The 15,156-nt window shown below is 69.8% G+C and carries 7 protein-coding genes and 5 pseudogenes; 7 read left to right on the top strand and 5 right to left on the bottom strand.

Annotated features, from left to right (window positions below; genetic code table 11):
• Window positions 1–82 precede the first annotated feature (82 nt).
• From RUTHE_RS01765 to RUTHE_RS01740, 6 genes and pseudogenes are all read left to right on the top strand, one after another.
• Complete coding sequence (locus RUTHE_RS01765; protein ID WP_040644930.1) at window positions 83–400, top strand: DMT family transporter; 318 nt, start codon at window positions 83–85, stop codon at window positions 398–400.
• 123 nt (window positions 401–523) lie between these two features.
• On the top strand, window positions 524–1,006 hold the full coding sequence (gene rsfS, locus RUTHE_RS01760) for a ribosome silencing factor (RefSeq protein WP_021096518.1): 483 nt from the start codon (window positions 524–526) through the stop codon (window positions 1,004–1,006).
• Between the two features lie 40 nt (window positions 1,007–1,046).
• The gene (gene rlmH, locus RUTHE_RS01755; RefSeq protein WP_021096517.1) at window positions 1,047–1,511 is read left to right on the top strand and encodes a 23S rRNA (pseudouridine(1915)-N(3))-methyltransferase RlmH; all 465 of its coding nucleotides are present in this window, start codon (window positions 1,047–1,049) and stop codon (window positions 1,509–1,511) included.
• A gap of 113 nt (window positions 1,512–1,624) precedes the next feature.
• Window positions 1,625–3,138: pseudogene (gene gpmI / locus RUTHE_RS01750) on the top strand (2,3-bisphosphoglycerate-independent phosphoglycerate mutase).
• Window positions 3,135–4,274, top strand: coding sequence for a murein hydrolase activator EnvC family protein (locus RUTHE_RS01745; RefSeq protein WP_021096514.1), 1,140 nt, complete (start codon window positions 3,135–3,137; stop codon window positions 4,272–4,274). Before gpmI ends, RUTHE_RS01745 begins: the two are co-directional and overlap by 4 nt.
• Window positions 4,271–5,600: pseudogene (locus tag RUTHE_RS01740) on the top strand (S41 family peptidase); the annotation flags it as partial. The gene RUTHE_RS01745 and the pseudogene RUTHE_RS01740, both read left to right, overlap by 4 nt.
• 587 nt (window positions 5,601–6,187) lie before the next feature.
• On the opposite strand, the gene RUTHE_RS01735 reads toward RUTHE_RS01740, so the two are convergent.
• Window positions 6,188–7,327, bottom strand: coding sequence for an FAD-dependent oxidoreductase (locus RUTHE_RS01735; protein WP_021096510.1), 1,140 nt, complete (start codon window positions 7,325–7,327; stop codon window positions 6,188–6,190).
• A 66-nt stretch (window positions 7,328–7,393) separates the two neighbouring features.
• Between RUTHE_RS01735 and RUTHE_RS01730 the strand changes: the two are divergent.
• Window positions 7,394–7,986 (top strand): annotated as a pseudogene (locus RUTHE_RS01730) (TetR/AcrR family transcriptional regulator).
• A 229-nt stretch (window positions 7,987–8,215) separates the two neighbouring features.
• Here the strand turns inward: RUTHE_RS01730 and RUTHE_RS01725 are convergent.
• The 4 genes and pseudogenes from RUTHE_RS01725 to RUTHE_RS17275 form a co-directional block, all read right to left on the bottom strand.
• Window positions 8,216–9,565, bottom strand: coding sequence for an efflux transporter outer membrane subunit (locus RUTHE_RS01725; RefSeq protein ID WP_021096508.1), 1,350 nt, complete (start codon window positions 9,563–9,565; stop codon window positions 8,216–8,218).
• On the bottom strand, window positions 9,565–12,675 hold the full coding sequence (locus RUTHE_RS01720; RefSeq protein WP_040645127.1) for an efflux RND transporter permease subunit: 3,111 nt from the start codon (window positions 12,673–12,675) through the stop codon (window positions 9,565–9,567). The genes RUTHE_RS01725 and RUTHE_RS01720 overlap by 1 nt, the downstream gene beginning before the upstream one ends.
• A 444-nt stretch (window positions 12,676–13,119) precedes the next feature.
• Window positions 13,120–13,857: pseudogene (locus RUTHE_RS17280) on the bottom strand (efflux RND transporter periplasmic adaptor subunit); the annotation flags it as partial.
• Window positions 13,858–13,985: 128 nt separating this feature from the next.
• Window positions 13,986–15,025: pseudogene (locus RUTHE_RS17275) on the bottom strand (ATP-binding protein).
• Window positions 15,026–15,156: the final 131 nt, after the last annotated feature.

The following is a 15,156-nucleotide window of genomic DNA, read 5'->3' as shown; positions in this document are numbered from 1 at the left end:
AGGACAGCCCGCCCCCTTATCCCCGCCCTCATCCCGCGACGCCCGACGGGAGCGCCCGCCCAACCGGAGTTGTGTCTGTTCCATGCCCTGGCTCTGTCTTCTGCTCGCTGGCCTGCTGGAAGTCGTGTGGGCTGTCGCGATGAAGCAGTCGCAGGGCTTCACACGCCCCGGCCCGACCGTCCTGATGGTCGTGGCGATGCTCGGCAGCTTCGGCCTGCTTGCACTGGCCATGCGCAGCCTGCCGCTCGGCACCGCCTATGCGGTCTGGACGGGCATCGGCGCGGTCGGGGCCTTTGCCCTCGGCATCCTGGTGCTGGGAGAGGCGGCGACGCCGGGCCGTCTTGCCGCCGCAGCCCTGATCGTTTCCGGCATCGCACTGATGAAGCTTTCGGGATCATGAGGGGGGGCCTGACCTCCCTCCCGCCTCTGCCCCGCACTCTTCCCCGCATCGCGACACCCCCTTCGCGGTGTCTTCAGGGCCTTCGCGCCGGCGACCTCCCTTCCTTGAGATGACCCCCCTAGAATGCTATCTCTGAGTCATGCCTGCGCCGGGGCTGCCGGCGCGCTTGCGGAGGACCACCCGCTGACACCCGACCGCCATGCGGCTTCTGCCGCGACCCCGGCCCCTCAGGCCAGCCCGGAGCCCGAACCCGACAGCGACAGGCTGCTGCGTGCCGTCCTGGCCTCGCTCGAGGACGACAAGGCCGAAGACATCATCACCATCGACCTGCGCGGCCGATCCGAAATGGGCGATTTCATGGTGATCGCCTCCGGCCGTTCGACCCGGCAGGTTGCCACCATCGCCGACAAGCTGGCCGAACGGCTCAAGCACGATCACGGCATCCTGTGCAAGATCGAAGGCAAGGAAGCCGCCGACTGGGTGCTGATCGATGCCGGCGATGTGATCGTGCACGTCTTCCGCCCCGAGGTCCGCGACTTCTACCAGCTCGAGAAGATGTGGCTTCCCTCGGGCAGCGCGCCGCGCAGCCGCCCGGCCGGCGCCTGACCGCCGCCCGCCGCCGAGGCAGGAGGAGAGGCAGGGGCCCATGCGCGTGACGATCCTGGCTGTGGGGCGGATGCGCGCGGGCCCCGAGCAGAGCCTGACCGAGGACTGGCTCGACCGCTTTGCCCGCACGGGGCGTGCGCTGGGCCTCGGGCCGGCGCGGATCGCCGAGGTGGAGCCCCCCGGCGGCCCGGCTGCCGAAGGGGCGGCCCTGCTTGCCCGTCTGCCGCGCGGCGCCTTCGCGATCGCGCTGGACGAGAGGGGAGAGACGATGACCTCCCCCGCCTTTGCCGGCCTGCTGGCTTCGCTGCGCGATCAGGGACGCCCGGAGGCCGCCTTCCTGATCGGGGGCGCCGACGGCCATGGAGAGGCCCTGCGCGCCCGTGCCGACCGCCTTCTGTCCTTCGGTCCCATGGTCTGGCCCCACATGCTCGCCCGCGCGATGCTGGCCGAACAGCTCTACCGTGCCGCCACGATCCTGGCCGGCTCGCCCTATCATCGCGGCTGACGGGGGAGGAATCCGGAGGGTGGCAGTTCAGCGGCCATCGCGTGCCACGCCCCCTGTTCCCTCCCGCGCGGGGCTCGACTAGAACGGCCCCGCGAACCAAGCCGGAGGCGCCGATGACCAAGCCTGTCGTCCTGTGCATTCTCGACGGCTGGGGTCTGCGCGAGGACAGCACCGCCAATGCGCCTCGGCTGGCCCATACGCCCTGCTTCGACCGCCTCTGGGCAAGCTGTCCCCATGCGACCCTGATCACCCATGGCCGGGATGCCGGACTGCCCAGCGGCCAGATGGGCAATTCCGAGGTCGGGCATACCAATATCGGGGCCGGCCGTGTGGTGGCGATGGATCTCGGCCAGATCGATCTGGCGATCGAGGACGGCTCCTTTGCCGCCAGTCCCGCACTGGCCGCCTTCATCGCCGCCCTCAAGGCCTCGGGCGGACGGCGCATCTGCTCGGCCTCGTCTCCGACGGCGGCGTGCATGCCCATCTTGCCCATCTGGCCGAGGCAGCACGGCTGATCGCGCAGGCCGGGGTGCCGGTGGTCATCCATGCCTTCACGGACGGGCGCGACGTGCCCCCCTCCTCTGCCGCGCGCTACCTGGCCGATCTCGAATCCCGGCTGCCCGAAGGGGCCCGCATCGCCACCGTCACCGGGCGCTATTACGCCATGGACCGCGACCGGCGCTGGGACCGGGTGAAGGCCGCCTATGACGCCATCGTCCATGCCCGGGGCCGCCGCGCCGCCACCGCGCAACTGGCCGTGGAAGAGGCCCTGGCCCGGGGAGAGACCGACGAATTCATCGCCCCCACCGTGCTCGACGGGCATGAGGGGCTGCATCCGCAGGATGGTGTCTTCTGCCTCAACTTCCGCGCCGACCGCGTGCGCGAGATCCTGCAGGCCCTGGCCGATCCGGCCTTCGACGGCTGGGACCGCGGCCCCGCCCCGGCCCTTGCGGCGCGGCTCGGCCTTGTGGACTACTCGGCCGCGCATGATGCGTGGTATCCGGCGATGTTCCCCAAGCGGCCGATCGTCAACACGCTGGGCGAATGGGTGGCGGCCCATGGCCTGCGTCAGTTCCGCCTCGCCGAGACGGAGAAATACCCTCATGTCACCTTCTTCCTCAATGGCGGGCGCGAAACCCCCTTTCCCGGCGAGGATCGCGCCATGCCCCCCTCGCCCAAGGTTGCCACCTATGATCTCCAGCCGGAGATGAGCGCGCCGCAGGTGACCGAGGCGCTCGTGGAGGCGATCGGGCGCGGTTATGATCTGATCGTGGTCAATTATGCCAATCCGGACATGGTCGGTCATACCGGGAGTCTGGAGGCGGCGATCCGCGCCTGCGAGGCCGTGGACCGTGGCCTGGCCGCCGCCCTGGAGGCCCTCGGCCAGACGGGCGGGGCGATGATCGTCACCGCCGATCACGGCAATTGCGAGCTGATGGTGGACCCGGAGACGGGCGGCCCGCATACCGCCCATACCACGAATCCGGTGCCCGTGATCCTGGTCGGCGGCCCGCCGGGCGTCACGCTGCGCGATGGCCGCCTGGCGGATCTGGCGCCGACCGTGCTCGATCTCATGGGCCTCCAGCCTCCGCCCGAGATGACAGGACGCTCGCTGATCGTCCGATGAGGGCGGCGCTTCTCGTCCTGTTCTGTCTGGCTTCGCCCTCCTTCGGGCAGGGCACGGCCGAGGCCGCGGCCGAGGCCGCCCGCCGGCTCGAGGCAGCCGCCGCGGCAATGGACCGGGCCGAAGGCGCCTCCGACCGGATCGCCGCCCTGACCGAAACGGTGCGGGCCTATGAGGATGGCCTGTCCCTGATGCGCGAGGGGTTGCGCCGCGCGGCCGTGGAACGGGCCCGCATCGAGGCCGAACTGGCCGCCGACCGCGAGGAGATTGCCCGTCTTCTCGGTGTGCTGCAGGCCATCGGCACGGCCGAGGGGCCGGCGCTGCTGCTCCATCCCTCGGGCCCGCTGGGCACGATCCGCGCCGGCATGCTTCTGGCCGATGTCACGCCGGGGCTGCAGGCCGAAGCCGAGGCGCTGCGCCGCCGCCTTCAGGCTCTGGCCGAGATCGAGGCCATCCAGCAGGGGGCCGAGGCGACACTGCGCGAAGGCCTCGCCTCCGCCCAGGCGGCGCGGGCGGAACTGGCCGCCGCCGCCGCCGACCGCACGGCCCTGCCCCGCCGCTACACCGAGGACCCGGTGGCGACCGCGCTGCTCATCGCCTCGTCCGATACACTCGAGGCCTTTGCCGCCGGCCTCGGCCAGACCATCGAGGAGGAGCTGGGGCCCGCCCCTGCCCCGGCCGAACCCGCAGGCAACCTGCCCCTGCCGGTGCGTGGCAGGATCCTGCGGCATCCGGGCGAGGCCGATGCCGCCGGGGTGGTGCGTCCCGGTCTCGTCATCGCCACCGAACCGCGCGCCCTCGTCACCACCCCGGTCACGGCCACCTTGCGCTTTCGCGGCCCGCTGCTCGATTACGGCACGGTTGTCCTGCTCGAACCGGCGCCCGGCACGCTGTTCCTGTTCGCAGGGCTGGCCCAGGCCTTCGGCGAGGCGGGCGAGGTGCTGCCGGCAGGCGCGCCGGTGGGGCTCATGGGCGGGGAGACCCCGGATGCTGACGCGATCTTGAGCGGCAGCCTGCCCGGCGGAACTGCCTCGGGGGGTGCAGGCCTCACCGAAACCCTTTATCTTGAGGTGCGCGATGCAGAGGGCCCGGTGGATCCCGTCCTCTGGTTCGCGCTGGAGGGGAGAGGCAGTCCATGAAGAAGTTCGCGTTCGCTGCCCTGGGCGGGGCCATCCTGGGCCTTGGCACGACGACGCAGGTGGCCGGCCCCCTCATTGCCCAGGAAGCGGCACGCAGCACCTCGGTCTATGAACAGCTCGATCTCTTCGGCGACATCTTCGAGCGGATTCGCTCCGAATATGTCGAGGAAGTGGACGAAAAGGCCCTGATCGAAGCCGCGATCAACGGGATGCTGACCTCGCTCGATCCGCATTCCAGCTATCTGTCCCCCGAGGATGCCGCCGCCATGCGCATCCAGACCTCGGGCGAGTTCGGGGGTCTGGGGCTCGAGGTCACGCAGGAGGAGGGGTGGGTCAAGGTGGTCTCGCCGATGGATGGCACCCCGGCCGATGCGGCAGGCCTGCAGACGGGCGACTTCATCACGCCGTGGACGGCGAATCCGTTCTCGGCCTGACGCTCGACCAGGCGGTGGAGCGGATGCGCGGTCCCGTCGGTTCCGAAGTGGTCCTGACCATCGTCCGCGAAGGCGTGGCCGAACCCTTTGACGTCTCCATCATCCGCGACACGATCAAGCTGACGGCTGTCCGCGCCCGCACCGAGGGGCAAACGGTTGTCCTGCGGATCACCACCTTCAACGAACAGACCTTCCCCAACCTGACCGAAGGCCTTGCGCAGCAGATCGAGGCGGCCGGCGGGCTGGACCGGATCAATGGCGTCGTGATCGACCTGCGCAACAATCCGGGCGGTCTGCTGAGCCAGGCGATCTATGTCGCCGATGCCTTCCTCGACGGCGGCGAGATCGTGTCCACACGGGGCCGCCGCCCGGAGGACGGGGAACGCTTCAACGCCACGCCCGGCGACCTCATCGCGGGCAACCCATCGTCGTGCTCATCAATGGCGGCTCGGCCTCGGCTTCGGAAATCGTCGCCGGGGCGCTTCAGGACCATGACCGGGCGATCATTGTCGGCACCCAGAGCTTCGGCAAGGGGTCGGTGCAGACGGTCATGCCGCTCGCGGGCAATGGCGCCATGCGGCTGACGACGGCACGCTACTACACGCCCTCGGGCCGCTCGATCCAGGCTCTCGGCATTTCGCCGGACATCATCGTGGAGCAGCCGCCGCCCCGACCGGCCGGCGATGGCGGAGAGGACGCCGCTGCCCCCCGGCCCGAGATCCACGAAGGCGACCTGCGCGGCGCGCTCGGCAATGATTCGCTCTCCGAGGAGGAGCTGCGGCAGATCGAGGAAGAGCGCGCCCGCGCCGAGGCCGCGGCCGCCTTGCGCGAGGAAGACTATCAGCTTGCCTACGCCATCGACATCCTCAAGGGCCTGGCGGCACTGGCCCCGGTCGCATCGCGCACCCAGTCGGCGCAGGGGGGCGACGCCGGCCCCGGTCTCGGCCCCCATGAGCGGGACACGCCCGGCTATGCCCCTGTGTCGGCATCGTGCTGGCCGATGCGCAGGGGCGGGTCTTCATCGCCCGCCGCGCGGACCAGCCGGAGAGCTCCGGTCACGCATGGCAGCTTCCCCAAGGCGGAATCGACGAAGGGGAAAGCGCCGAACAGGCCGCCCTGCGTGAACTGGAGGAGGAGACAGGCATCCCCCCCTGCCCTTGTCCGGCTGGAGCGCGTGGCGCCCGAGCCGGCCCTTTATGACCTGCCCCCCGCCATGCGCCCGGCCCATTGGCAGGGGCGCTATCGCGGACAGGCCGTGACATGGGTTCTGCTGCGCTTCCTGGGCAGCGAAGATGCCATCGATCTGGCCACCCGGCATCCCGAATTCGCGGCCTGGCGCTGGGGCACGCTCGAGGAGGCGCGCGATCTCGTCCTGCCGCTCAAGCGGCCTGCCTATGAGGCTGCGCTGGCAGCCTTCGGCCCCGCGCCCTGATAGGGCGCGCGCGGCCATCGCCCCGGCCCGTGCCTCGGGGCGCCGGCTCAGCGGAAACCGGCCAGCCTCAGCGCGGCCTGGCGCCGGATCGCGGGGATGAGCGCGGCGGCCGAAATCAGCCGGTTGCGCAGCCAGCGCCGACCCCGGCCCGACATCGTGGCAACCCGCGTCAGCCGGTCGGTCATCGCCAGCACCTTGGCCGCCGCTGCCTGGCGTTCGGCGTCATAGGCAGAGAGCGGCGCGTCCGATCCGCTGCGCAGCGCCTCGGCCAGCGCGCGGGACAGCGCCTCGGCATCGCGCAGGCCAAGGTTCATGCCCTGCCCGCCAGCCGGGCTGTGCACATGGGCCGCATCGCCGACCAGCACGACGGGGCCGGCATGCAGCCGCTCGGCCAGCTTGTGGTGAACCTGGAAGCGCGAGCCCCACAGCACCTCGCGCAGCCGCGCGCCCTGCCGGGGCCCGCGTTCGTCGATCACCCGCTGCACGTCCTCAAGCCGCGGCACCGAAGGCGCGTTGGCAAGCTGCGCCACGACGCGATAGCGGCCCTGCGACATCGGCGCCACGACCAGCGTGCCCGCCTCGGCGAAATAAAGCGTGACCTCGCCCGGCGCGATCGGCCAGTCCATCCGCACATCGGCCAGCAGGAAGGAACCATAGGTCTCGCCCGGAAAGCCGATGCCCGCCGCCGCGCGCACCGCGCTGTTCATGCCATCGGCGCCGACGACATGGCGCGCCGCGATGCGCAGCTCTGTCCCTTCCCCGGCGCAGGTGGCCTCGACCCCGCTGGGCTGGATCGTCAGCGCGTCGAGCCGCAGCGGCCGGCGCACGCGGTGGCCAAGCGCGGCCAGCCGGTCGATCAGGATGGCCTCGGTCTCGTCCTGCGGGATCATCACCAGATGTTTCGTCGGCCCCGGCAGGGTGCTGAAATCGGTGGCGAAAATCACCCGGTCGCGGATGCGGAAATGCGGCACCTTCAGCCCCTGCGCGACCACGCGCTCGCGCAGGCCCAGCGCGGCGAGGCTGTCCAGCGTCGCGGCATGGATCACCGCCGCGCGCGAGGTGTTCTGCGCCTCGGGGAGCGCATCGACGATGACGAAATCGACGCCCTTCTGCGCCAGCCCGATCGCGGTGGCCAGCCCCGCGGGGCCCGCACCGACGATCAGCACCTGTGTCGCGATCCGTTCCATTGCAACTCTCCCGTGCCCGATGTAAACAGGTGATTACTTGGCACGGAAATCGCGACAAGTCAACAAATGTTTACAAGGACAGGCATGGCACGGGATGCACAGGCGACGCAGGACAGGCTGATCGCGGCGGCGCGCGCGATCTTTTCCCGCAACGGGTTCGAGCGGACGACGGTGCGCGACATCGCGGCCGAGGCCGGGGTGAACCCGGCGCTGATCAACCGCTATTTCGGCGGCAAGGAGGGGCTGTTCGCCCGCGCCGTCGCGATCCGGCTCGATTTCCCCGACCTGTCGGGCCTCGAGCGGGACCGGATCGGCGAGGAACTGGTGCGGCACTTTTTCCGCCGCTGGCAGGACGATACGGACGACCTCTTGCGGGTGCTGATCCGCACGGCTGCCACCAATGACGAAGCCGCCCAGCGCATCCGCGCGATCCTGTCCGAACAGGTGGCGGCGATGGTGGCCCGTGTCGCCGGCCCGGAACGGCGGGGGAACGCGCGGCGCTGATCGCCACGCAGATCCTGGGGCTGGCCTATCTGCGCTTCGTGCTGGGTCTGACCGAGGCGGACCTGCCGCGCGAGACGGTGGTCGGGATGATCGGCGCCACGATCCAGCGCTATCTGACGGCGGAACTGCCCGAAGCCGCCCCAAGGCAGGACTGAGCTTGCGGCCTCCACCTCGCCGGGGAAGGCCCGCGGCCGAGCCGATGCCGGCCCCAGATGTCATCATGTCCTGTGACAGTCGGGCTACGCTCTGCGGATCGGCCCGGGGCAGGACAGCGGCGGGATGCCGGCCGGATGCCCTCCACCCGCCCCCCGGTCAGGAACCGGGCAGGACCCGCCGCCGGATCGCCGAGCAGAGGGGCGGGCCGGCCGCGCCGGGTGCCGCAGGTTACCGGGGAAACCAGCCGCGCCCTGCGGCGACCTGGAGGCTGGCCCAGCTTGCCGCCATGTCGCGCCTGGCGCCAGCCAGTGACAGCTGGGACGAAGCCAGACTGCGCTGACTTTCGAGGAAGTCGAGCAGCGTGGTCGCGCCGTTCTCCCAGGTCTGCCGCGACAGCTCGACCAGCCGTGCCGAGGATTCCGTTGCCTGCTGACGGGCCGCCAGGGCGCGGCGATGGCGGGCCAGCGCGGATTGCGCCGCCTGGACCTCCTCGACAGCCGAGAGGACAGCACTGCGCCAGCTCAGATCCGCCTGCCGAACCCGGGCCATCGCCTGATCGCGATTGGCCGACAGGACAGCGCGGTTCAGCACAGGCAGCTGGATCGCGGGACCGAAGGACCAGCTTGTCGAATCCGCTGCCGTGATCGTGCCCGAAAGCGTCACCGAGGGATAGAACTGGGCCTCGGCGACGCCCAGGGCGGCGACGGCGGCAGCAAGGCTGCGTTCGGCCGAACGGATGTCCGGCCGGTTGCGCAACAGGTCGGCCGGCACACCCGCCGAGAAGCTTCCCCGCGGCAAGGGTTGGGCGCGGCCCTGCTCCAGTTGCGGCATGATCTCCTGGGCAGGACGGCCGATCAGCGTGGCGATGGCATAGGCCGAGGCGTAGAAGCCCTGCTCCAGCCCGGGGATCTGCGCCTCGGCCTCGTCCAGCGCCGCACGCGCCTGGGCCACGGACAGATCGGTGGCGGTTCCGGCATTCCGCTGCTGCTCCACAAGGGAGAGCGTCTCGCGCCGGAGCGCCAGACTTTCGCGCGAGAGTGCCAGCGCTTCCTGGTAGTAGCGCAGGTCCAGATAACTGGACACCAGGCCCGAAACGAAGGCCAGCCGCGCGGTGCCGACATCGAGCTCGGCAGCCTGCAGCTGGGCCAGCGCCTGCTCGCGCGAGCGCCGCTCGGCGCCGAAGAGATCGAGGATCAGCAAGGGAGAGAAGCCGGCCGTGCGGCTGGTCGCGGTGGACTGCGCATCACCCCCCATGCGCGTGATCGCGCCGCTCAGGGATCCATCGGTCAGCGCCGGCAGGCCGGTGGCCCGCGCGGTGGCCTGTGCCTCGGCCACACGGGCCAGCGCCAGCTGGATGGACAGGTTCTGCGACAGCCCTGCCTCGACCAGTTCGGTCAGGAGCGGGTCGTTGAACTCCTGCCACCACCGGTGTTCCGCCACATCGCCGACCGGCGCCTCGCCGGCGCTGCCGTGAAAGGCGGCCGGCAGGGCGATGCCCGGGCTGCGGTCGTCGGAGCCTGCCGTGCAGCCCGCAAGCGCCAGCGACAGGACAAGGACGGGGCAGACCAGCTTGGCCATCAGGCAATTCCTTCGGATGGGCGCCGCACGACGATGCGCAGGATCAGGACATAGAGCGCCGGCACGAGAACGATGCCGACGAAGGTGGAGGCCGCCATGCCTCCCAGCACGCCGATGCCGATGGCGTTCTGCGCGGCCGCCCCCGCACCCGACGCGGTGGCCAGCGGCAGCACGCCCAGGATGAAGGTCAGCGCCGTCATCAGGATCGGCCGAAGGCGCAGACGGGCGGCCTCGAGCGCGGCCGCGGTCACGCTCCGGCCCTGCCGGCGGAGATCCTCGGCGAATTCCACGATCAGGATGGCGTTGCGTGCAGCAAGGCCGATGGTCGTGAGCATCCCGACCTTGAAATAGACATCGTTCGACTGGCCGAGCGCCCAGGCCGCACCCAGTGCCCCAAGCACCCCGACAGGCACCGCGAGCATTACCGCGAAGGGGATCGTCCAGCTTTCATAGAGCGCGGCCAGCGCAAGAAAGATCACCAGGGCCGAGATGGCATAGAGGAAGGGCGCCTGATCGCCGGACTGTCGCTCCTGGTAGCTGATGCCGGTCCAGGCCGCGGCATAGCCGCCATCCAATCCGGCAACGAGCCGTTCCATCTCGTCCATCGCGGCGCCGGAGCTCACGCCCTGGGCTGCCTGCCCGGAAATCTCGACGGCGGCGGCCCCGCCATAGCGCTGCAACTGGGGGGCCATCGGTTCCCAGCGGGTGGTCATGAAGGCCGAGAAGGGCACGATCTCGCCCTGATTGTTGACCGCATACCAGGACAGGATGTCCTCGGGCTGCATGCGATGCGCCGCATCGGCCTGGACGATCACCGGCCGCAGCGAAGTACCCAGCACGAAGTCATTGACCTCGACCCCCGCGAAGATGATCGACAGCATGCCGTTCACCGCCGAGAGCGACACGCCGAAACTCTCGGCCTTCTCCTGGTCGATGTCGATCCGCAGGGCCGCACTCTGGCTGGTGCCGGTGGCGCGGACCGAGGTGACGAGCGCGCTGCCCTGCGCATCGGCAACCAGCTGATTGGCCGCAGCGATCAGCGCCTCGCTGCCATGCCCGGCCTGATCGACCAGATACATCGAGAAGCCGCCGGTATTGCCCAGGCCCATGATCGCCGGCGGTTGCATGACGAAGACCTGCCCCGAACGGTTCCTCATGAAGGCCATGTTGGCCCGGCCGGCGATGGCGGCCGCCGTCAGGTCGTCGCGGCCCTCGCGGACGTCGAAATCCCTGAGCTTGATGAACACCATGGCATTGTTCTGACCCGATCCGCCGAAACCGAAGCCCAGCGCAGCGAAGGTCGAATCCACGCCCTCGGATTCATGGGTCAGGAAGTAGCGCTCGACCCGTTCGACCGTCTCCCGCGTCTGGGCGCTCGTCGCGCCTTCGGGAAGCTGGATCATGGCCATCAGGACGCCCTGATCCTCGGTCGGGATGAAGGAGGACGGCAGGCGTTGCCAAAGGCCCCAGAGACCGGCCAGGATCGCGGCCAGCACGACAAGGGCCATCAGCGGCAGCCTGAGGCTGGCGCGCACCGTTGCAGCATAGGCATCGCGCAGCCGATCGAGCCCGGTGTTGAACCAGCGTGCGGGCGCAAGGCGCACGGGGCCCCGTCGGCTCTGCAGAAGCCGCGCCGACATCGGCGGCGACAGGATCAGGGCGACCAGCAGCGACAAGGCCATCGCCGCCACCATCGTGACGGAAAACTGCCGGTAGATCACGCCGGTCGATCCGCCGAAGAAGGCCATCGGGAGGAACACCGCTGCCAGCACCACGCTGATGCCGATCAGCGCAGAGGAAATCTGGCCCATGCTCTTGTGCGTTGCCTCGCGTGCGGACAGCCCCTCCTCGGCCATCAGCCGCTCGACATTCTCGACGACCACGATGGCATCATCCACCAGCAGCCCCACGGCCAGCACCATCGCGAACATGGTGAGCGTGTTGATGCTGAAGCCGGTCGCCTGCAGCACCGCAAAGGTGCCGAGCAGCACGACCGGGATCGCGATCAGCGGGATGAGCGTCGCGCGCCAGCTCTGCAGGAAGATCACGAGGACGAGCACGACCAGAACCACCGCCTCGATCAGGGTATGGTAGACCTGCTCGATCGACAGCTCGACGAAGGGCGAGGTGTCATAAGCGATCCGGAATTCGACGCCCTCGGGAAGGGCCGGGGCAAGGCCCTCGAGCGTGGCGCGCACCGCCTCAGCCGTGTCCACGGCATTGGCGCCGGTGGCCAGGTTCACGGCAAACCCGGCCGCCGGCAGGCCATTGAAGCGCGAATCGCCGCCGTAGCTCTCCTGGCCGATTTCCACCCGCGCCACATCCGCCAGCCGCACGACGCCCCCCGCGGCCTCTGTGCGCAGCAGGATCCGCTCGAACTCCTCGACCGAACCGAGCTGGCTCTGTGCCGTGATCTGGGCCGTGAACTGCTGCCCCTCGGCTGTCGGCTGGCTGCCCAGCGAACCGACCGAGACATTGGTGTTCTGGTTCTCGACCGCGCTGACCACGTCCTGCGGCGTCAGACCGTAGCGCGCCAGCGCCAGGGGATCGAGCCAGATCCGCATGGCATAGCCGGCTCCGAAGGATTGCAGCCCCCCGACACCTTCGGTGCGCTGCACAGGCCCTTCGACGGTGTTGGCGATGATATCCCCCAGTTCGATCTGGGTCCGTTTCCCGGTCGTGTCCACAAGGGCGGCCACCATCAGGATCGAGGAGCTCGAACGCGTGATGCTCACGCCCTGCGATTGCACCGTCGATGGCAAGCGGCGTTCCACCTGGGAGACGCGCGACTGCACCTCGGTCTGGGCTTCGGAGGGATCGACGCTGTCATCGAAGACAAGCTCGAGCGAGGACGAACCCCGGCTGGAGCGGGCCGTCATGTAGATCAGGCCTTCGAGGCCCGTCATGGCATCCTCGATCACCCGCGTCACCGAATTCTCGACCGTTGACGCCGAGGCCCCGGGATAGCTGGCCGAGACCCGGATCGTCGTCGGAGCGATGTCCGGATACTGCGAGACCGGCAGGTTCATCAGCGACCAGACACCGGCCAGCATGGCCAGCAGCGCCAGAACCCAGGCAAAAACCGGACGGCGGATGAAGAAGACCCCCATCGTCAGTTCCCCCCGTCGGCGACAGGCGTCCTGTTGCCGCTGTCCGTCGCCGCGCCGGGCCCGGGATCCGATCCATTGTCGGCAGCGGCCGGCGGCGTGGCACCGATCGCCGGCGCGGTTCCGACCGGCAGGAATTCGTCGGACCCGCCGTCCGTGCGATGGATCGTGCCATCGGCGGTGATCTCGACCGGGACAGTCGTCACCTCCGCCCCGTCGCGCAGCCTCGACAGTCCATCGACGATCACGGTTTCGCCGGGCTCGATCCCCTCTGTCACGATCCAGGCATTGCCGTAGCTTCCCTCTTCGGTCAGCACCCTCTGCCGGGCGATGCCGTCCTCGGCCACGAAGGCGGTCAGGCTCGCCGGCAGCGTTGCGCTGCGTCACACCCTGCGGCACCAGGACCGCGCGGATCGTGCCCAGCTGCACATCGATTCTCAGGAACTGACCGGGCAGGATCCGGCGTTCGGGGTTCGGAAAGCGGAGGCGGAAGGCAAGCGTCCCGGTGGTCTGCGACACCCGCATGCCCTGCGTGATCATCTCGCCTTCGGCTTCGTAGATCTCCCCGGTCTCGAGCGTGAGGCGAATCCCCAGGTTTGTCCCCGCCTGAAGCCGGCCCTCCTCGATACGGCGGCGGATCTCGGCCAGGCGCCGGCTCGACTCCCCGACATCGACGAAGATCGGGTCGATGCGAGTGACGGTTGCCAAGGCCTCGCCCTGATTGGCTGTCACGAGGGCCCCGACCGAAACCGAAGGAATGTCGGCGATCCCCGCGATCGGGCTGCGCAGCTCGGTCCATTCGAGGTTGAGCCGCGCGGTCTGGAGGACGGCCTCGGCGGCCCGCAGATCGGCCTCGGCCTGCAGGACCGAGACACGGGCCGTCTCCAGATCCTGCGCCGTGACACCGGTGCCGGCCAGGCTCTCGTAGCGCTCCACGGTGGCCTGCGCCGCGCGCAGCGCGGCCTCCGCCCGGGCGACAGAGGCTTCGGCGCTGGCGACCTCGGCCGCATAGCTGTCGTCCTCGATGCGGAAGAGCACATCGCCCTCCGCCACATCCTGGCCGGGGCTATAGAGGATTTCCGCAATCGTGCCGCTGACCCTGGGGCGGATGGCCACCTCCTCATAGGCGACGGCCCGTCCGGGAACCGTCAGCAGAAAGGGCACTTCCGTCTCGTCCAGCGTCATCACGCCAACTTCGGTCGGCCCGCCCATGCCGGGCATCGGCCCTGCCGGCTGTGCGATCGCGGCGGGCATCGCGAGCGAAAGCAGGACGGCCAGAACGCCCGGCAGAACATGGCGCAGGATGGGTCGGGTCATGTTCTCTCCCCTGTATGTGCATCCGTGCCGGGTCCGGCCGGACTCGGCAGTTCGGGCGGCAGGGTCACGGTGGCCCGCAGCCCGCCTTCGGGACGGTTGCTCAGGCTGATGCGCCCGCCATGCCGTTCGATCACGGCTCTTGCGATGGCCAGTCCCAGACCGACCCCCCCGTATCCGGGTTGCGGCTGGCCTCGCCTCGTTCGAAGGGACGGAACAGGGTCTCGATCCGTTCGGGGGGAATGCCCGGACCATCGTCATCGATCTGCACCGTCAGGCACGCCTTGGCGGCCGTCAGCGTGACGCGCGTGTCAGTGCCATAGCGGCGAGCATTGTCCAGAAGGTTGCGCAGGGCCCGCCCCAGAGCCACGGGCTGGCCGCGCATCCCGGCCGGGTCGGCCGCAATCAGGGTGCAGCCGCATTCGTCACAGAGGCGTTCGAGCAGCTCTCGCAGATCGAAGTGCCGGATCGGCTCGGCATCGCGTGCACCGCGGGCATAGGCGATCAGGGTTTCGGCCATCACCGCCATGTCCTCGATCGTGCGGATGATCGGCTCGGCCTCGTCCTCGTCCAGCATCTCGGCCCGGATGCGAAGGCTGGTGAGCGGCGTCCGCAGATCGTGGCCAACGGCGGCAACCATGCGCAACCGCTCTGCCTCGGCGGCGGCAAGGCGGTCCTGCATCTCGTTGAAGGCCCGCGCCAGATCGCGCAGCTCCCGAAGGCCGTCTTCAGCAAGGCGCACGCCGCGCTGACCATGGCCGAAGGCCCGGGCGGCGCTGGCCATCTGCTGTAAGGGCAGGACAAGCCGGCGCACGAAACCCAATCCGAAGGCCAGCACAAGCGCGAAGGGCAGGCCCAGGATCAGCGCAAGGCGGCCGGGACTCCGGGCTGGCAGGAAGGCCGCATCGAGACGCAAGGCCGCAACAAGCCGCGACCCGTCACCCGCCGATCCGTCAATCGGAACGGACAGGATCAGCCGGGGCGCCGTATACGGGGCGGGCGCGGCAATCCCGCCGGTGGCCTCGGCAAGGGACGGCATGGTCCGGATCTGCCGGACAAGATCGGGCGGAACCGGGTCAAGGCCGGTCATGTCGAGCGGCGCATCGGACAGGGACAGGGACAGGGTCTCGCTCTGCGCCAGCTGCAGGATCTCTGCCCGCGTAGCCGGGC

This window comes from Rubellimicrobium thermophilum DSM 16684 (genome assembly GCF_000442315.1).
Classification (GTDB): Bacteria; Pseudomonadota; Alphaproteobacteria; order Rhodobacterales; family Rhodobacteraceae; genus Rubellimicrobium; species Rubellimicrobium thermophilum.
Note: the sequence above shows the minus strand (reverse complement) of the source record. Positions and strands in the feature narration are given on the sequence as shown.